This window comes from Clostridium autoethanogenum DSM 10061 (assembly GCF_001484725.1).
Classification (GTDB): Bacteria; Bacillota; Clostridia; order Clostridiales; family Clostridiaceae; genus Clostridium_B; species Clostridium_B ljungdahlii.
In genome coordinates this window covers 1,029,972-1,049,043 of sequence record NZ_CP012395.1, presented here as the reverse complement: position 1 = coordinate 1,049,043, position 19,072 = coordinate 1,029,972, and the positions used below count along the sequence as shown (strand labels likewise).

Annotated in this window: 20 protein-coding genes; 15 read left to right on the top strand and 5 right to left on the bottom strand. The window is 31.2% G+C overall.

Features of this window, described 5'->3' with window-relative positions:
- Positions 1–20: 20 nt before the first annotated feature.
- Positions 21–245 carry a PF20097 family protein gene (locus CLAU_RS04645; protein ID WP_023162039.1) on the top strand — a complete coding sequence of 75 codons (225 nt, stop codon included), beginning with the start codon at positions 21–23 and terminating at the stop codon, positions 243–245.
- Between the two features lie 340 nt (positions 246–585).
- On the top strand, positions 586–762 hold the full coding sequence (locus tag CLAU_RS04640) for an H-type small acid-soluble spore protein (protein ID WP_013239619.1): 177 nt from the start codon (positions 586–588) through the stop codon (positions 760–762).
- A 77-nt stretch (positions 763–839) separates the two neighbouring features.
- On the opposite strand, the gene CLAU_RS19925 is transcribed toward CLAU_RS04640, so the two are convergent.
- Complete coding sequence (locus CLAU_RS19925) at positions 840–1,250, bottom strand: hypothetical protein (protein WP_013239618.1); 411 nt, start codon at positions 1,248–1,250, stop codon at positions 840–842.
- A gap of 278 nt (positions 1,251–1,528) precedes the next feature.
- On the opposite strand from CLAU_RS19925, the gene CLAU_RS04630 reads away from it, so the two are divergent.
- Positions 1,529–2,092, top strand: a complete 564-nt coding sequence (locus CLAU_RS04630) for a spore coat protein (RefSeq protein ID WP_013239617.1) — start codon at positions 1,529–1,531, stop codon at positions 2,090–2,092.
- Positions 2,093–2,191: 99 nt separating this feature from the next.
- Positions 2,192–2,719 carry a superoxide dismutase family protein gene (locus CLAU_RS04625; RefSeq protein WP_023162038.1) on the top strand — a complete coding sequence of 176 codons (528 nt, stop codon included), beginning with the start codon at positions 2,192–2,194 and terminating at the stop codon, positions 2,717–2,719.
- A gap of 82 nt (positions 2,720–2,801) precedes the next feature.
- On the opposite strand, the gene CLAU_RS04620 is transcribed toward CLAU_RS04625, so the two are convergent.
- Complete coding sequence (locus CLAU_RS04620; RefSeq protein ID WP_023162037.1) at positions 2,802–3,263, bottom strand: DUF3189 family protein; 462 nt, start codon at positions 3,261–3,263, stop codon at positions 2,802–2,804.
- A gap of 148 nt (positions 3,264–3,411) precedes the next feature.
- Here CLAU_RS04620 and CLAU_RS04615 point away from each other — a divergent pair, with 148 nt between their 5' ends.
- Both CLAU_RS04615 and CLAU_RS04610 read left to right on the top strand, forming a co-directional pair.
- Entirely contained in the window at positions 3,412–4,635 is a 1,224-nt protein-coding gene (locus tag CLAU_RS04615; RefSeq protein WP_023162036.1) for an SGNH/GDSL hydrolase family protein, read from the top strand.
- 91 nt (positions 4,636–4,726) lie between these two features.
- Entirely contained in the window at positions 4,727–5,290 is a 564-nt protein-coding gene (locus CLAU_RS04610; RefSeq protein ID WP_023162035.1) for a flavodoxin family protein, read from the top strand.
- A gap of 98 nt (positions 5,291–5,388) precedes the next feature.
- Here CLAU_RS04610 and CLAU_RS04605 read toward each other — a convergent pair whose 3' ends face one another.
- Together CLAU_RS04605 and CLAU_RS04600 are read right to left on the bottom strand one after the other, a co-directional pair.
- The gene (locus CLAU_RS04605; protein WP_023162034.1) at positions 5,389–5,685 is read right to left on the bottom strand and encodes a hypothetical protein; all 297 of its coding nucleotides are present in this window, start codon (positions 5,683–5,685) and stop codon (positions 5,389–5,391) included.
- Positions 5,686–5,758: 73 nt separating this feature from the next.
- Positions 5,759–9,058, bottom strand: coding sequence for a cell wall-binding repeat-containing protein (locus CLAU_RS04600; RefSeq protein ID WP_023162033.1), 3,300 nt, complete (start codon positions 9,056–9,058; stop codon positions 5,759–5,761).
- A 455-nt stretch (positions 9,059–9,513) separates the two neighbouring features.
- Here CLAU_RS04600 and CLAU_RS04595 point away from each other — a divergent pair, with 455 nt between their 5' ends.
- The 5 genes from CLAU_RS04595 to CLAU_RS04575 all read left to right on the top strand — a co-directional run bounded on the left by CLAU_RS04595 (position 9,514) and on the right by CLAU_RS04575 (position 14,628).
- Complete coding sequence (locus tag CLAU_RS04595; RefSeq protein ID WP_013239610.1) at positions 9,514–9,708, top strand: alpha/beta-type small acid-soluble spore protein; 195 nt, start codon at positions 9,514–9,516, stop codon at positions 9,706–9,708.
- A gap of 422 nt (positions 9,709–10,130) precedes the next feature.
- Entirely contained in the window at positions 10,131–11,507 is a 1,377-nt protein-coding gene (locus CLAU_RS04590; protein ID WP_029169988.1) for a PhoH family protein, read from the top strand.
- Positions 11,508–11,889: 382 nt separating this feature from the next.
- Positions 11,890–12,900, top strand: coding sequence for a phosphodiester glycosidase family protein (locus CLAU_RS04585; RefSeq protein WP_013239608.1), 1,011 nt, complete (start codon positions 11,890–11,892; stop codon positions 12,898–12,900).
- A gap of 35 nt (positions 12,901–12,935) precedes the next feature.
- The gene (locus CLAU_RS04580) at positions 12,936–13,961 is read left to right on the top strand and encodes an NHL repeat-containing protein (RefSeq protein ID WP_013239607.1); all 1,026 of its coding nucleotides are present in this window, start codon (positions 12,936–12,938) and stop codon (positions 13,959–13,961) included.
- Positions 13,962–13,992: 31 nt separating this feature from the next.
- Positions 13,993–14,628: a site-2 protease family protein gene (locus CLAU_RS04575; RefSeq protein WP_029702351.1), complete on the top strand. Its 636-nt coding sequence runs from the start codon at positions 13,993–13,995 to the stop codon at positions 14,626–14,628.
- A 274-nt stretch (positions 14,629–14,902) separates the two neighbouring features.
- Here the strand turns inward: CLAU_RS04575 and CLAU_RS04570 are convergent, their stop codons facing one another.
- Positions 14,903–16,051 carry a hypothetical protein gene (locus CLAU_RS04570; RefSeq protein ID WP_013239605.1) on the bottom strand — a complete coding sequence of 383 codons (1,149 nt, stop codon included), beginning with the start codon at positions 16,049–16,051 and terminating at the stop codon, positions 14,903–14,905.
- A 167-nt stretch (positions 16,052–16,218) separates the two neighbouring features.
- Between CLAU_RS04570 and trmB the strand changes: the two genes are divergently transcribed.
- The 4 genes from trmB (at position 16,219) to CLAU_RS04550 (ending at position 19,025) form a co-directional block, all read left to right on the top strand.
- Positions 16,219–16,854, top strand: a complete 636-nt coding sequence (trmB, locus tag CLAU_RS04565) for a tRNA (guanosine(46)-N7)-methyltransferase TrmB (protein WP_013239604.1) — start codon at positions 16,219–16,221, stop codon at positions 16,852–16,854.
- 18 nt (positions 16,855–16,872) lie between these two features.
- Positions 16,873–17,451 carry a GDSL-type esterase/lipase family protein gene (locus CLAU_RS04560; RefSeq protein WP_029169987.1) on the top strand — a complete coding sequence of 193 codons (579 nt, stop codon included), beginning with the start codon at positions 16,873–16,875 and terminating at the stop codon, positions 17,449–17,451.
- A 92-nt stretch (positions 17,452–17,543) separates the two neighbouring features.
- On the top strand, positions 17,544–18,620 hold the full coding sequence (locus tag CLAU_RS04555; RefSeq protein ID WP_013239602.1) for a M24 family metallopeptidase: 1,077 nt from the start codon (positions 17,544–17,546) through the stop codon (positions 18,618–18,620).
- 207 nt (positions 18,621–18,827) lie between these two features.
- Complete coding sequence (locus CLAU_RS04550; protein ID WP_023162028.1) at positions 18,828–19,025, top strand: hypothetical protein; 198 nt, start codon at positions 18,828–18,830, stop codon at positions 19,023–19,025.
- Positions 19,026–19,072 lie beyond the last annotated feature (47 nt).

Below are 19,072 nucleotides of genomic sequence, written 5' to 3'. Positions count from 1 at the left end.
CTTGTTTGGAGGAGTTTTATATGGAATGTCCTTATTGTAATGGAGAAATGGTTAAAGGTCATATATATGGGGATAACTATAAAATGAAATGGCTACCTGAAGATAAAAAATTGTTTCTTGGAATATGGGCCAAAGGTGGTATTGAATTAGGAGAATCCGGTTGGATAGGAAGACCGAAAATTAAGGCATATATGTGTAAGACATGCAACAAAATTATTATTGATGTAGAACAAAATAAGGGATAATGAAAACCAGGGATTTCATTATCCCTGGCATAAGATGTTTAGGAAATTTGAGTTATACAAAGTAAGCTGTATTGTGTAATATAGGGGTTAAAAATAAAGAATTAAATGCTGGAGATTCGTCATCTCCAGCATAAAGTAATACCAATATGTTAGAGAAAGAATATTATAGTTTACACGAAACTTAGATATTTAATAACTTTAACACATTAATATCCTTATGCTAATAGAATGTGCAGAACCTAAAATATTATGCTGGTAATTTGAGGAGAAACATCTTTTTGTTCTAGAAGGTATAAAAAGTTTACTATATAAGAACCTATGTATATAGGAGGTGGTAAGCTTGGATAAGAAAAGAGTAAAAGAAATAATTGAATCTAAAGGAGTTATACAGGTAAAATATAAAGATAATCCCGTATGGCTTGAAAGTATAAATACAGATGAAGATGGTAAAATACAAGTAAAAAACTTAAATACAAATAAACATTTTAATGTAGATATTGTAGATTTGAATGAATGAGTTTATTCTAAAATGTACTAGGTAAAGCATAATAAAAAATGAAGGAGAAATCTTAAGATTTCTCCTTCACTTTTTAGTTACTTACTCTTTTTCTGCCTAGATTGTTGATTTAATTTCTTAGCTTCATCTAAATCACTGTTATTTGAAACATTTGAAAAAGAAGATGAACTTTTGCCTGAAACCTGTGAGTTTAATTGTCTAGCTTCTTGAAGATCTGGGCTATTATAACCGGTAGTGCTAGCAGCACTTGACATATTTCCCTGTTTAGATTGTTGATTCAATTTTTTTGCTTCATCTAAATCACTGTTATTTGAAACATTTGAAAAAGAAGATGAACTTTTGCCTGAAACCTGTGAGTTTAATTGTCTAGCTTCTTGAAGATCTGGGCTATTATAACTGGTAGTGCTAGCAGCACTTGACATATTTCCCTGTTTGGATTGTTTATTCAATTTTTTTGCTTCTTGAAGATTTTTATCATTTTTATTCATAATAGTATCCTCCTTTAGTCTAATGGGATTATATAAACATTTTAGGTTTAATTCATATTGAATTATGCTACTTTAATATTTTGTCCTTGCGGCAGTAATATATACTATAGAATATTAATGACTATTTCCCAGAAGAGGAAAATACAAATTTATATATAGATTGAAAGCTTAGTATAGAAAACTAAAAATGCTATAGTATAAAATAGATATTCTAGTGGAAAATTATTTACTGTAGTAATGATTTTAAAATAAGTAAAATTTCAATAGGAGGTAATATTATGCAATTGGCTGCTCATGAAATACATGATCTACATGAATTAACTATAAGTTGCGTAAATTCTATAACAAATATGGCTATGTTTATAAATGCAGTTCAGGACCAGGAATTAAAATCTATGATTCAAGCACACTTCCCAGCACATATTCAAGATTATAATATAAAGGTTGAATATTTAAGTAAAACTACAGGTCCTACACAAAAGTTAAATGTACCATCTTTGGTTAAAACTTTGCAAGATTATACTAAGTCACCAACTAATAATTTTCCATCAATTACACCAAGAACGGATATTCAGCAGATGAACGATAGAGAAATAGCAACTGCATATCTTTTAACTCTAAAAAGGGCAGGAAGGGAATATGCGTGGTCTGCTATGGAAGCTAGTAACCCTGGCGTGAGAGAATTTTTAAAGGATGCGTTTACTATGAGCTGCAATCATGCTTATGAAGTTTGGCAGTACATGGTGAAAAAAGGATATTATCCACTAGAGCCGGCACCTGAAAGTACAATAAATACAATGTCATCTATATATAAGGAAGTTCGTCAACCTTCATTAGTTTAGTTTTAAAAGATCAGCGTGCTATTTAATACGCTGATCTTTTTGTAACTATTTTTAAAGTTTTACATAACATAAATTGAAGTATTTAATTTGGAGGATATTATGCATTTTGACGAATATGAATGTCCCTTTATAAGTGGATATAGGGGCGATATGAATATGCATACTAGAAAAGCTATAGCTCATATAACTGGAGGACCTTTAGCTCCTAATATAAGAGGTACTGTAACTTTTACTCAGGTACGTGGAGGAACTGAGGTTTCTGTAGAAGTAAATGGATTACCTCCTTATAGACCTGCTATGAATGGAAATCCACAAATTGGACCCCATGGATTTCATATACACCAAAATGGTACATGTGCTGTAGGTAATCCTGAAGAGCCATTTAAAGCTGCAGGAGGACATTGGAATCCAACCAATCAGCCACATGGCAATCATGCAGGAGATTTTCCAGTTCTTTTTTCAAATAATGGTTATTGTAGAATGACCTTCTTTACAAATAAGTTTAATGTTGCTCAGATTATAGGAAAATCGGTAATCATACATGAAAGCCCAGATGATTATAGAACTCAGCCTTCCGGAGCATCTGGTAAAATGCTAGCTTGTGGTGTTATTAAGGCAATGATGTAATTAAAAGAATGCTGCTAGAAGGGTACAGGGATCTTTTCTTTGTGTAAAAAGTTTACATATGAAATATCCCTCTTTTAACATATTATCTATTTTTTAAATTATTTTTAACGCCTGTAACCAAGTTGACTATATTCATATAAGCTTGTTGTGTACCTTTTGTTACTATTGGTCTTCCAACACTTACCCAGTGTAGCTTTCTTGAAGTATATCCCCCTATATTCATAAGTAAATTGACAGTTGGTTTGGTGTCTACAATAATAAGTTCATCAGTATTTTTGTTAAAAATAGAGTACATATCCATAACAGCAGGTATTACTATGTCTGGAGCATACTTCCTAGCTAAAGTGTATACGTCTGCATTAAACTCATCTTTACCAATATAAATTATCCTTCCAAGATCCTTTTTTTCCATTTTATCAAAGGTCGGTAAATCAAGTAATTCTTTTTTACTTGGGATTCTATCTATTGGTAGGTTCCCAATATGTATATTGGCTGCTACAGCAGTAGAGTGGGCACCTCCAACGTCATGATATATGACTATCATAATTATTTCACCTACTTTTGTGATATTATAAATTTATTATTTTACAAAAGTATAAATATATTCACAATTACGTATATCACAATGTATTTGGTGTATGATTTCTGCACATATTAAAGAGAAACATTAAAATAAGTAAAGGAGTACTAATATGCGTCAAAAGATATTAATTATTATTTCGGCTGTATTTGCATATTGTGTCATGTTTTTTGTAAGTTCAGCAAAAATTAATATAATAAAGAAAACTAAACCAACACCCCGAAAAGTAATTCATAAAGAATCACCTTATGAAAAATACGGATATAACATAAATTCAGGTTTATTAAAATATAAAAATAAATTAAAAAATACAAGTACCCAAAAGGTGAGAATATATTGTATAGGTGAATCTAATACAAGAGGAGAATATTCCAGTGATGAAATAAATAAATCTTGGGTTGGTGTAATGAAGTCATCACTGCAAAATCAATTTGGAAATGCAGGGGAAGGCTTTATTAGTATATACGAAGGTGCTCTTCCTTCTGGTACTAAACCTAGATGGAAACTAGGAACAGGTTGGAGTGTTTCTGGTGCCTCTAAAGAGTTTACTTCTAATGTTGGTGGTTTTGGTGGATGCTTTGGAATTTCTAATAAAAGTAGTTCACCAGCAGCTTTAACTTTCACTGGAAAAAGTTTAGATTTATTGTATTCTAAGGCAAAAGATGGAGGTACAGCTGTTGTAACCATAGATGGAAAAAAAGTAGGTTCTATAGATTGTCTAGGAGAAACAGAAAGTTTTTCACATAAGGTTTCTTATGCAGGATTAACTAATACATCTCATACATTAGTAATAACTCCAACTAATACATCCAATATTTTTATAGAAGGTGCAATTGCTTCATCGAATGACGTAGGAATTGAGGTAGACAAGATAGCAATTTCTAGTAAAATGGCAAGCTATTTTACTACAGACACCACAAAGAAGATTTGGAATGTATCACCAAAGCCTGATTTAGTGCTGCTGTCTTTCGGACTTAATGAAGCAGGACGAGGTATTTCTGTTCAAGACTATAAGGAAAGTATGATGAATTTAGTGAGTTACTGGAAAGGAAGAGGCAGTGATGTATGCTTGGTGTCAAATCAAATGCCTGCTAAGACATGGACGACAAATTGGCCTGCTTATGTTATGTCTTTATACGAAATAGCAGATGCTTATAATGCAGGAGTTATAGATATTTATAAAGCTTATTATCAGGATTATACTGCTGCACAAAAAGAAGGTTTGTTTGGAATGGCTAAAAACGATTATTCAGGGGGAAGTGGAACAAATACAGCACATCCTAGTGACAAGGGTTATGGATATATTGGAGATGTTATTTATGGTAACTTACAATGATTTTAATGCTTTACAACCATTTAATCTGACTATATAATTGGATAAAGAAGAAAATAAAAGCAGTTGTTAATGTTTACAGGGAGTGATAAAAATGGTTAAAAATATTTTAGTACTTACAGGAAGCCCAAGAAAAAATGGTAACAGTGAAATGATGGCAGATGCATTTATTAAAGGTGCTAGGGCAAAAGGTCACATTGTAACAAAATTTGAAACGGCAATGAAAAATATTAATGGTTGTAAGGCTTGTAATACCTGCTGGAGTAAGGGTACGGCTTGTTCGTTTCAGGACGATTTTAGTGAATTAGAGCCACTACTTGAAAGCTCAGATGTGATTGTATTTGTAACACCTTTATATTGGTCTGGTATGTCATCACAAATAAAAGCAGCAATAGATAGACTATATGCTTATGTATCACCTAATTGCAAACGTCCACTTAAAATAAAGGAAAGTGTACTTATGATTTGTGGAGAAGATAACGAAGATGGTATGTTTAATGGAGCAATTGAAACTTACAAAGGTATTATTGATTATCTGAAGTGGAACAATCTAGGAATAATTGCTGTTCCGGGAGTGGCAGATAAGGGTGATATTGCTAATACTGATGCTTTAGAAAAAGCCGAAAATCTTGGCATGAGTATTTCTTTTACTTGTTAGAGACAAGCCTTAATTATATGAAATATAGATTTACTAAAAAATGCATTATAATAGGTACTAGCAAATTGCTAGTACCTATCTAATATTACCTTTTAATATTAATACCAGTCGTCATAATCACCATACATGATTACAGGGAATACGAATGGAATGAAAGGTCTACGCATCATTCTACGTCTTCTACGTCTTCTACGTCTACGTCTTTTTCTACGTCCTCCTTGTCTATATCCATCTTCAGGATCGAAGTCATATTCATCAGGATCTTCGTCCTCGTACTCATCATCTATTGGTTCATCATAATAAGACATTGAGTAATATGGACATATATTTTGGGAAACATCGAAGTTTTCAGCATTTTCTTTGTTACTGCTGTCGCTAGTAGAATTGATATTCATGTAATACCTCCGTGAAAATATTTATATTATATACTATGTTTAAAATTGAAATTTGTTAATAAATATAATTATTTTAATTGGAAATTACTGTGTTTATCCTCAAATCATATTTTGACGGAATGTAAACAGAATTTTGTCCACTGGCATCTTTTTTACTTCTTATGTTAATGTCTGCAGAAGACAACGCAGCATGAATGTCAATTTTATCTCCAGGCTTTATAGAGCCGTCTTCAAATTTATAGGTTACATTTTTACCACTTACGGATACAGATGTAGGATTCAGTTTTCCGCCAGTGGTCTCATTTGTAAATATAAAATCATCACAGTACAGTCCATAAATACTATCATCTATATTTTCATCAAATGCTATTGTTACAGAGTTATTTCCCGTGGTGCTGCTTGCAAACCACAAACTGGAATTAGTTCTTGGAGGAAGCAGCATACTGTATACCTTATCCAATCCTTCTTTTAGTGTACGCCCTGCTATATCTTTAGAAATTGGATTTTCAATTGTAAATAATGCATTAACTCCAGCTGACTTCACCGTGCTGATTTTTACGTTATCTTGAATTCCACTAGCAAAAGTAAGAATTACTTTCCTTCCGGATATAGTACCACCATCGGGAGTCATTCCTGCAATTTTAAAGTCATTTAGGTTTAAATTGTCTAGGTCAGAAGTTAGAATAAACTGTACTTTTAGGTCATCACCATCGTAAAAAAATTTTACAGTATTTGAAACAAGGGATGGCCCTGTACTATAATCTCTACTTATGTTATCAACATAGGCTATTCCTGATAAAGTATTTAGAGATTTATCCTTAACATATTCCACACCTATTTTGAGTACATTATTTTCTGAAGTTCCATAGCTTAATATATAATTAGATGGAAATTTAATGAGCACATAAGTATTATCTTCACCAGGAGTAATCACTGTATTATAAGGCAATGCATTAGTACCACCTGTACCATCTACAAAATAATAATTTGAAGGATTCCTTAGTGAATCTACATTCATGGGTTCATTAAAAAAAATAACTATTTTTTGCGGATTATCTGATTTTTGGACTATAGCTGTAACTTTGGGATCTATGTTATCTATTCCATTGAAAGTTACAGTATAATCATCCATTACATTAGGCTTTAAGTTAGTATCAATGATATTTTTAATAACTAAGGTGTATGTTAAATCTGTTAAAGTATTATCTCTTGTAAATTTTATATTATAGGAGCTTGTGTTGTCATTACTTAACCTAGTAGCTGGTGATATTTCATCAATTCTATAGGTTATGTCTGTTCCATCAGAATCAAGCAATTTATAATTTGATTTATTAGTTGCATATATATTCATTACATATTGGTTGAATTTTATGTTTATTGTTTGACTGTCGAGTATTTTAAATTGTGTAATTTGTGGTTTTACAGTATTATCTTCAACTTCAAAACTCGTACTGGAATTGTCATATACGTTATTACCATAGGCGTCTTTAACATTGTCTGAGACACTTACAATATTACTTCCAATATTAAGTAAAGAATTTATAATTTTTATTTGAACAATTTTATCATTTGATCCCGGACAAAAGTCTATGGAGGAGGCGGCTATTGCATTTCCATTTATTCTATAATTATTTATATTAAGTACGGTTTTAGTATCCATAGATCTATTGTAAGTTATATAAATAATTCCAGCTGTAGTATAATTAGCTTCTGTAATTTGAGGATTGTCCTTTAATGAATTAACATTAAAATTTATAGAAGTTTCTTCTATAGGAAATCCTGCAGCGTCATCGAACTGTTCACCTGAGATTCCCCGGGAAATTTTAAAAGCATTGACACCTTCTTTAAGGGATGCATCAAAATAAAGTACTACTTCCATTGACCATACGCCTGATTTTTCGTAAAAAGTACTTAAGGATGTGTTTAATCCAAGACCCACTATACTTTGATCATTGATTTTCATGGAAGATAGATTATTTGTCTTTATCCTTATTGGTTCTGAAAATTTAAGCACTAATTTATTACTTCCATACAGTGTTAGTGCTTGTATTTTAGGTGCAGTTATGTCTAAAAAGGTAATTCCTTTTTCAATTTTAGGTGTTATGACATTTAAATCCTTATCTAGTACGGTGCTTTTTACAGTAAAAATTATGCTTTTATATTGTGAATATGGATTTGCAAGGGTAACTAGTACAGTTTTATTATCATCCTGCAGCGAAGCTGAAGATATATTGGGTGTAAGATCAATTCCATCAATCTGATAATTTCCTACAAATTCAGCTGTTTCTTTGTTGATATCAGTGTTGAATGCAATTTTAATTTGATTTAATCCATTTGTAGTTATTGAAACTACGTCATTGGAAATTGCATTATTTATCTTTGAAATAATATTATCTGAAATGACATTTTTTCCGCCTATGGCATTTAAGTCTGTTAAATTAGTTGCTTTATTTTTTATGTAGTTTAATGCTTTCTCTGTAGATGGGGAACTATCACCATCTACAAGCACCAATGGTGATGACCACTTACCGGCTAAAGAAGAGGCTATAAGAGGATCTGGAAAATCTTCTCCACCTGCATTTGCTATAAACAGCTTATCATTTTTTAATATATCCTGGTATTCATTTAACATATTTAAATTGGTTTCAAATCTGTTAGCTCCACCATTTACTCTTTTCGCAGCACCTATTTTATTATACATAGTGTCATTTAATACGTTTTGTGTACCAATAACTGTAACATTTGAATTGTTATTTCTAATAAAGGTTAAAACTGGTTCCATTGAGTCGTCATCATTATTTCCGAGTAAAAGAATTTGTCCTTTAGCTGCTGCTATAGGCGCAGCTGATAGGGCATCTGAAAATCCTTTTCCTGAGACAAGCATTACATCCAGGGCATTAACACCTAATTTGACCAATTCATTAGCAACAGATACATTGGTTTCGTATCTACTTTTTCCACCTAATTCTATTAAATTGTAACCATAACTTTTAAGTTCATCTCTTATATTTTGTGATACACAGGAGACTCCTCCTATAATATATATGTTTTGGGGTTTTAAGGTGTCTAATGCAGATTTAGTATATGAATTAAGTAAGTTAGAAGTAGTTAAAAGGATAGGAGCATCTAACTTTTTTGCAAGGGTTACACCACTTACTGCATCTGCATATATTTCACCACACACCAATACTACATTTTTACTGCTAGTCCAATTTGTAGTTGCACTTTTAGCAGCAGTCGCATATCTATTAAATTCTCCGATCCTAGAAACCTGTCCAGAAGCAGCTTGAACTGATTTTGGTATTAAGATTAAGAAACAAATTAGGAATACAAATATGCTATTTATTATAAACCTTCCATAAGTTTTCCACATTTTACAATGCTCCTTATAATTGATTCTAAATAGTGTACCTAATTTAATTGTAATTGTAATCTAGTATCTTCACAACTTATAAAATCTGGTATAAAGTCTGTTATTATGAAAATCATTATTTTTTATCCAGATTATTTTTTTATGAATATTTACATAATGTATATGGTGTCATATTGTTAGAGATATTGGGTAATATAATAGTGTCCTAGGGAAATGACCTTAGCGAAAATGAGGATAGTATAATTATATGTATCTATTGAAAGAGGTAAGTGCTGGTAGCTAACAGTGCTTACTTTCTTATTACAAAGCAGTAAAAAATTTAAAAGCATTTATGCTTATTAACTTATATTGCAACAAGTACTAAATATTCATTCAATTACCTGGAGTAATTTTTTTAAAAATGTAGAAACTTTAAATGTAAGCAGTAAAGTTTACTATAAAAAGGAGTGAGTACTATGACAAACAGTAATAATCCAGTAGTTCCACAAGCTAAAGCAGCATTAGATCAATTCAAAATGGAGTCAGCTAAAGAAGTTGGAGTAAATTTAAAGAATGGTTATAATGGAGACTTAACTTCAAGAGAAGCAGGCTCTGTAGGTGGAAATATGGTTAAGAAAATGATTGAGGCTTATGAACAGAATTTAAAGTAAATATATGATAAAAAATCTGTACCTAAATTAGGGTACAGATTTTTTATTAGAATCAAGACATATTGAAAAAATAACTAGTCAGTATGCTAGCTTATTTTGCGTCTTTGACTTGTTACTTTGTTCCATATACTTAAGTTAACAACATTTTAATTCATAAAGTATTAAAAAAGTAAATAAATATTTAATATATTTGACACCATATTGTCACATAATATAGTTAATATTAACAATATACCGATGAAACAAAGATAGCATAATATTTTGATCCCCAATTATTATATTATGGAAAATAGGCACTAGTTATTACTAGTGCCTATCTTTTATGCAAATAATTCAAAATATATTTTCAAAGTTTATGAAATTTAATTCATTTATATATTTAAATGAATATATTATAATAATGGTAGAGGGGAGGAATGGCTTTGAAAAAAACTTATGTTTTAGACACCAATGTTATTTTGTATTCACCAGGGGCTATATTGACTTTTGATGATGGAGATGTGGTTATACCTGAAGTAGTACTGGAAGAGCTAGATGGATTTAAAAAGAATAAAAATGATCTTGGTGCCAATGCTAGGTATGCAGCTAGGCTTATAGATGACTTTAGGAAAAGCGGTAAGCTTAACCAAGGAGTGGACTTGCCAGGTGGTGGAAAGTTAAGGGTTGAAATGAACCACTATGATGTACAGATGCCCCCGGCTTGGGACAAAAGCAAACCGGATAACAGAATAATACAGGTGTGTAAAGGCCTTAAAGAAAGTGGTGAAAATGTATGTTTGATAACAAAGGACATATTTGAAAGAATTAAGGCTGATATAATAAATATAGAGGTAGAAGATTTCTATGAAAAAGTTGTTCCCGAAGATGAAAGTCAGTATACAGGAAGGATAGATGTATATGCTTCTGAAAAGGATATAACAGAATTTTATAGTAACAAATATATGAAAGTTGATAAAATAACTTGTTATAATGAGGACAATGCAGAATACTTTGATCCACCTCTTTATGTAAACGAGTTTATTATAATACATTGTTTAAGTAATCCTAAACAGACTGCCCTTGGAAGATTTGACGGTAAAGAAATAGTTTCACTTTGTTTTAAGGATAGTACACCTCTTGGAATAGTTCCAAGAAATGTGGGACAGAAATTTATGTTGGAGGCACTTTTAACAAATGCAGAAAAGGCTCCACTTGTGATAATAAAAGGTCCTGCAGGAACGGCAAAAACTTTATTTTCACTGGCAGTAGGTCTCCATAGTATAATGGAAGAAGATAAAGGAAAATATAGAAAGATGCTGGTATGCAGACCTAATGTTACCATGGATGAAGATATAGGATTTCTTCCAGGTACAGAACAGGAAAAGATATCGCCTTTTATGAGACCGATATTAGATAATCTAGAAATATTAGTGGATTCCGATGAAAAAGAAAGATATAAAAACGAAAAGGAATTAGCTGATAAAATAAGAGAATTATTTGACAGGGGAATTATAACTACAGAGGCGGTAGGTTATTTAAGAGGAAGATCTATTGTAAAAAACTGGCTTGTAATTGACGAAGCCCAGAATCTAACTCCAAAACAGGTAAAAGCAATTATAACGAGAGTTGGATCGGGTACAAAACTACTTTTAGTAGGGGATCCAGAGCAAATAGATCAAGCTTTTTTAGATTCAAGATCGAATGGGTTGTGTTATGCTTCAGAAAAGATGAAAGGAAGCAAGTTATGTTATCAAATAACTTTGAAACATGATGAATGTGAGAGGTCTCCTCTTGCATATGAAGCCTCAAAGAGACTGTAAATAGGAAATATAATTTTTAAAATAGATCGAAAATTGGAAAAACTTATTTATAATTTGAAACTTTATACAAGAGCACTTTGGTGTTAGATAATGGATTGTATACTGAACACCAGAGTGATTTTTTTATTTAGTCCTTTATCCGATGACTACCCGCTCTAATACTTCCACTTCTCCAAGTGGGGATAAAGAGCGGCTATGCTATGTCCCTGGATAACGATTTCTAAGCATCAAATGGAGTTTAAAACTCCATCTGATGCTTAGAAATCTGTTTATATTATATAAAGTTTTTAGTATGTTCATAATTATTTCTATTTAAAAATTTTATCATTTATTGTACAATGTTGAAGGATGTATTTTTTTTAGAAAGGAAAGGTTTCAACGTATGAAGAAGGGGAAAATTGAAGGCAAAAAGAAACGGCCAGTTTGGAAACTCATACTGTATTTCATATTATTTGAGTTTATATTTACTGGAATGACTGCTCCATTTTTAGTATTTTACGGTCCTTTTGAAAATGTAAAGAAAACAGTAGTAGGCGCAGCCATGACTACTTTAAGTCATCAGTACATAGCAAAAATATTTTTATCAGATAGTGAAATACAAAAAATACTAAGTGAAGACAAACCTAAAAATATAGAAAAAGATAATTCACCTTTAAAATTTGAAAATAAGCATGATAGTAGTATAGAAAGAGAAGAAATAAGTGATGGAAGAAAATTTAAAGGTTATATGCTTATAATACACGATCCTACTAGAGTTAAAGTAGGATACAGTAAAAAATTAGGGGTAGCTGGAGAACTTACAAGTCAAATAGCAAAAGATCATAATGCTGTAGCTGCTATAAATGGAGGAGCTTTTACAGACAGTTCTTCTAGTGATAGTGACAATAAGTGGACGGGTACAGGAGGGAAACCTACAGGTATACTTATGAGTGATGGCCAGATTGTTGCTAATGATATAACTGATCCTGATGATAAATCAAAAAGTGTAATGGCACTTACAAATAAAGGAGAGCTTATAGTAGGACATCACAGCTTAAATGAACTGAAAGAGAGAAATGTTACAGAAGCCATATCTTTTGAGCCTGCCTTAGTAGTGGGTGGAGAAGGAATGATATCCGGTGATGGTGGCTGGGGAATAGCTCCTAGAACTGCGATAGGACAAAGGTCAGATGGTGCTATTTTATTGCTAGTTATAGACGGACGACAAGCTAAAAGTATTGGTGCTTCCTTGAAGGATGTTCAAAATATAATGCTTCAATATGGCGCAGTAAATGCTACAAATTTAGATGGAGGGTCTTCTTCAACTATGTACTATGAGGGAGATGTAATAAACAACACTTGTGATCCCTTAGGTGAGAGATCAGTGCCATCAGCTATTTACGTAAAACCATAGAAGGTTATAAGATAATTATTAAAGGGGAGTAACGAATGAAAATTTTTAAGAAAATTACTATTTGGATAATTATATCTCTTGTAGTACAGTTTGCAGGATTGTTTTATATAAATAATTATTTTTTATCCTCTCAAACAGAGATAAAAACAAAAAAAATTGTAAAGAGCGAGCCAAAAAAAGCAGATGTTGTTATAAAGGTACCAGAAGATGCTAATAATATTAGTGTTTCCTTTGATGGTAGGTATCTGGCATATTGTGAATCAAATGTTTTGAAAGTGGTGGATACAAAGAATGGAAATGAAAAAAATATAGAATTTAGGGATGGAGTCAAGGTATCTTTTTATAAATGGCAAAACGATAGGGATAGAATACTTATAGCAGAAAAAGAAAGTTCTGATGACGGTTCAAAATTTGAATTATCATATTATGAAGCTGGTAAAGATATAAAAGAAAACATAAAATCATTGGATTCGACATATGAAAAAGCTAAAATTGATGATATAGAAGAATCTCCTTATACCAATGTTATATACGTTAAGATGGAAAGCAGTGGGGAAAGGACAAATATATATAGAATTGATATAATGAATGAAATACAAAAAGTAACTACAAGATCTTATATGGTAGGTAATATGGGAATATTATCTTTAGATGATAAACTTATATATGAAGATAAAGTATATGGTAAGATATATGTTACAGGTGATGATAGGTCACTTATGATAAATGGGGTAGAAAATCCTGTTTGGGTAGGAGTAGATGAAAATGATAAAATATACATAGGTGATGAAAAGGACAATAAAATATCAAATATCTACTGTGGAACTATAAATGACAGCGGAAGTAATTATCAAAACATAAATTTGGGCCAATCTGTGAATAAGGATGACGTGTTTGTCATGCCATCGGGCAAAATATATATAAATGACAATTTAAAAGGAATTGTTACGGAAATTACAAGTGGAAAGCAGTATGTATATAAAGGAAATTTTGTACAAATATATGAAGGCGGAATTGCATCGATAAATGATGGAAAGTTACAAAAAGTAACGTTAAATTAGTAAAATGAGGGGATGAAATTATTTGAATGAAATGATATTGGATAAGATACTTATTATACCAGGAATACTTATAGGGCTTACATTCCATGAATTTGCTCACGCCTTTGTGGCAGATAGATTAGGAGATAAAACAGCTAAATTTCAAGGAAGACTTACTTTAAATCCATTTGCACATATAGATATTATAGGTTTTATAATGATATTACTTGTAGGGTTTGGATGGGCAAAGCCTGTTGAGATCAATCCAAATGCCTTTAAAAATAGAAATAAAGATGATTTAAAAGTTTCTGCGGCAGGTCCTTTGGCTAATTTAATAACAGCATTTTTAGCTGCACTCTTGACAGTGTTTTTATATAAATTTATCTTTTCATCTAGTAATTATAATTTAGTTTCAAATATAGTAGTTAAAATTGTATTGTATGTAGTAAATATAAATTGTATGTTGTTTGTGTTCAATTTAATACCTATACCTGGATTAGATGGATTTCATATACTAAGGGATTTGTTTCCTTCCTTTTACTATAATATATCAGATACTTTATATAGGTATCAGCTTATTATACTTCTTATATTTGTAGCTACACCAATTGCAAACTATGTAGTAGGTATTCCGTCAATGGCCATATACTCTAAACTTATGGCCATTGCCAATAGTATAATCAGATAAACAGAGTTCTTGGCATCAGATGGAGTTTTAACTCCACCTGATGCTTATTAACAGGATTCTTAGTGCTTCAGCACTTAGAAGGCGTTATCCTTTAGGAGAAAATCGTTATCCAGGGACATAGTCGTTCTTTACTCCAACTTGAAGAAAAGCAGATATCCCAAATCTTTGATTTGGTGATAGTCGCTTTCGCTGTGTGCGTGGGAGTATTATAGCGAGTAGTCATCGGATAAACAGAGGAAGATTGTAAAATTGTTTTTTATTTACAATCTTCCTATTATTTTTTGCTGTGAAGTGCAAAGTAATTGTTTATTTCTTCAAATATGGCTTGGACTCCATTTCCCCAATTTGAATCTTCTGCATATTCTTTGCCTATCCACATAAAAGGGTTGTTTTCCTTTGGCATGTTTTCCGATAGATTTATAATAGTTCGTGCAGCTATTCTTGAAGAATCTTTTATATCAGTATTATATTCCTGCCAACTGTGATATACGTTAAAAGGGTTGTTAGCTATTTTAGAGGCACTTGGAGTATTTACAGGTACGAAGTCCTGTTCTTGTCCTGTTATAGCAAATAATAAAATTGGATTTAAATTAAACTCTCTTGCAGTACTCATTATAGTAGAAAAATATGGATCTTTGCCTAGGAGCGAATTGCGGCTGCTTAAGTAGGATTTCAATTTATCTTCATCTATTGTTTGATATTTTAAATATTCAGGAAGATATACATTCGGAAAATTCTTTTTAGCATTTTTTAGAGTTACTTGGTCAACCAGATCTTTTAAATAGCTATTCCCACTTTCAGAAGTACTGGCTATATAAAAAGGAATTTTAAATAGGCTTTTTTGAAAAAAAACTTGTCCTAATACCTGAGAAATTAAAACAAAAAATATAATTGAGGAAAATATTAAAAGTTTTTTATTAAATTTTAACTTGAAAGGTATAGCTGGAGCAGCTGTAGTTTCAATAGTTCTATTGGGGCTAACAGGCTCAGTTATTTTGTTGTTTAGGTTTTCATCTGTAACAGGATTCATTTTTGGATTTGTTATCCCTAAATAGTTGTTTAAATCTTTTTCTTCAACTGAACTTTCTATATTTGCATTTATCCAGCGGGTAATTTCTTTTGTAAAATTTTTCTTTAAAGGTTCGATTTTAATACAGCAGAGAAATATATCATACATGAAAATTGAGGCTTTATTTTTAGAAAAGGTATTTTTTAAAGTGTTTATTTTTACAGTTTGTCTATAATTTTCTGGTAGTTCCTTTAGATTTGTATCTAAAATATGGTGTATGGTGTTGGAAAGCATTTTTGCCTTTTCGCTGGATGGAATCTTAAAATATTTTTTATTAATGTATTCTTGCATTGTTTTTATATCATCAGTGTTAATTATCTTTTTGTTTTTTAGTTCTTCTATAAAGTAATCCATAATTTTCACAACCTGAATAGTATAATATTTTACTTATTATTATCGTATATTGTAGAAAAAACTTTAATAATGTATAGAAAACAATATTTATATAATAGCATTGACAGTTTTGTAATTTAAATAGATAATTTATTTTGTGATTAAAAATTTGGAAAGGAATTTAGAATATGAGACTTAGAAAAAAATGGTGGGCTAGACCTGAAATGGAGGCTAGTTCTTTAACTATAACAGAACCACAAAAGTATAAGGGAAAATGGAAAGAAGAGTTTAAAAATCAGAATGATATATATTTGGAGTTAGGCTGCGGAAGGGGAAAATTCTTGTATACTCAGGCGTTAAACAATACTAATATAAATTATATAGGTATTGATTTAAAAGATGAAGTTTTAATATATGCACTTAAAAAGCTTCAAGAAGCTGAGGTTACAAATGCCAGGATAATGCCTATGAACATAGCTCAAATTGAGGAAGTTTTTGATAAAGACGAGATAAGCAGGATATATATAAATTTTTGTAATCCATGGCCTAAGAGAAGACAAAAGAAAAGAAGACTTACCCATACTGTATTTCTAAACAGGTATAGAAAGTTTTTAAAACTAGGTAGTGAAATATGGTTTAAAACAGATGACAGGGAACTTTTTGAAGAATCTCAGGAATATTTCAAGGAAAATGATTTTGAGATAAAGTACCTTACTTATGATCTTCACAGTAGTGATTTTGCTGAAAATGTAGTTACAGAATATGAGGAAAAATTCACTTCCCTTGGAATGAAAACTATGTTTTTAATAGCAAAAATGTTGTAAGAGGAAGGGGAAAATAAAATGAGTATTGTATGTATTGGAGACAGCATAACTTTTGGTTTTAGAGTTCGTAAAACAGAGAGTTGGGTTAGTGTGTTATCTAAGAAAATAAAAGAAAACATTATTAATAAAGGTATACCAGGTAATACAACAGGCGAAATGAAAGAAAGATTTGAAAAAGATGTTGTTGAGTTTAAACCATCGAAAGTTCTAATTATGGGGGGAACAAATGATGTATTTTTAAAGACAAGTATTAATGATATTTTAAAAAACATAGATATGATGGTTGAGATATGTGAAAAAAATAAATTTGTTCCTATAATTTTAACACCACTGCCGGTTAAAGATGATATTGTAGAAAAGACATGGTTTAAAGATAGGGATTATAAAGAGGTTAATGACTATTTAGGCAAATTGCGGGAACTGTTAGTTGAATATGGCAAAAAGAAAAATATTGAAGTTATAGATGTAGGAACTATTTTAGCTGAAAATGGGAAAATGAAAGAACATTTCTTAGATGATGGAATACATGTGTCAAAAGAGATTCATAATGAAATAGCTAAAATAATAGTTAATTCAAATATAGTACAGTATAGTTAAATAGATGTATTTTTGTTGTTTTTAGAATAAAAGAAATCTATAATTATATAGGACATATAATTATAATTAAAAATATAGGGGATGAAATTGACATGAAAGTAAATAGACTAAACAAAGTATTGGGAAAAATGAAATCTCAAAATGTACCGCAGCTTATTGTATCAGATCCAGCATCCATATTTTATTTAACTGGAAAGTGGATACATCCAGGGGAAAGATTACTTGTACTTTATTTAAATATAAATGGGGATAAGAAGCTGTTTATAAATGAGTTATTTACTTTAGAAGAAGATATAGGGGTAGAGAAAATTTGGTATAAGGATACAGATGATGCTGTGGAAATAATCTCAAAATATACGGACAAAAATTCACCTATAGGTATAGACAAGAATTGGCCGGCCAGATTTCTTTTGAGATTAATGGAATTGAAAGCTAGCAGCAATTTTGTAAATGGTTCTGAAATAATTGATAGAATAAGAATGTGTAAAGATAATGATGAAAGAAGTTTAATGAGAGAAGCATCCAGGCTTAATGATGAGGCTATAGACAAGTTAATAAAACTGATTCCTGAAGGTTATACGGAAAAGAAGATGGGAAAAGCTTTAGAAAATATATATGAAAGTTTAGGAGCAGAAGGTTTTTCTTTTGATCCTATTGTGGCTTATGGAATAAATGCAGCTGACCCTCATCATGAGACAGATAATTCTATACTTAAAGAAGGAGAAGCTGTAACTATAGACATTGGATGTGTTAAAGATTCCTATTGTTCTGACATGACGAGAACTGTATTTTATAAATATGTTCCTGAAAATAGTAAGAATGTATATAATATAGTTTTAGAAGCTAATAAAAGGGGAATTGAAGCAGTTAAACCTGGGGTAAGATTTTGCGATATAGATAAAGCTGCAAGAGATTATATAGATGGGAAAGGTTATGGTAAGTACTTTACACATAGAACGGGGCACTCTATAGGAATAGAATGTCATGATTTAGGTGATGTTTCTTCTGCAAATAGCGATAAGGTACAACCTGGTATGATATTTTCAATTGAACCGGGTATCTACATACCAGGTGAGATAGGAGTTAGAATAGAGGATTTAGTACTTGTTACGGAAGATGGCTGTGAAGTTTTAAATAAATACAGCAAAGATATTATAGTGGTTGAGTAATAAACAGAGTTCTTGGCATCAGATGGAGTTTTGACTCCACCTGATGCTTAGAAATCGTTATCCAGGGACTTAGCGGCTCTTTACTCCCACTTGGAAAAGTGTGAGTATTAGAGCAGGTAGTCATCGGATAAAAAAAGATGTAGATTTCTAAATTTACATCTTTTTTTATTATCAATGAATCTTACTTAGAGGGAGCGTTACAGTAGGGTGACAGAAAAGGGAAGAGACTTTAAGCATGTGTTTAATTCGATTATTATATGGGCAAATAAATATTTAAAAAGTTGCAAAAGAACAGTATGTCATGAGAAGTGTGGAAAAGAAATAGAGATAAAATATTATTGCAAAAATTGTGATGAATATGTTGATGACCTGATAATTAAAGAATTAGAAACGAAAAATCAATAAACCGGGAGTTTTGACTCTCGGTTTATCTTTTCTCAGTATATGATAGC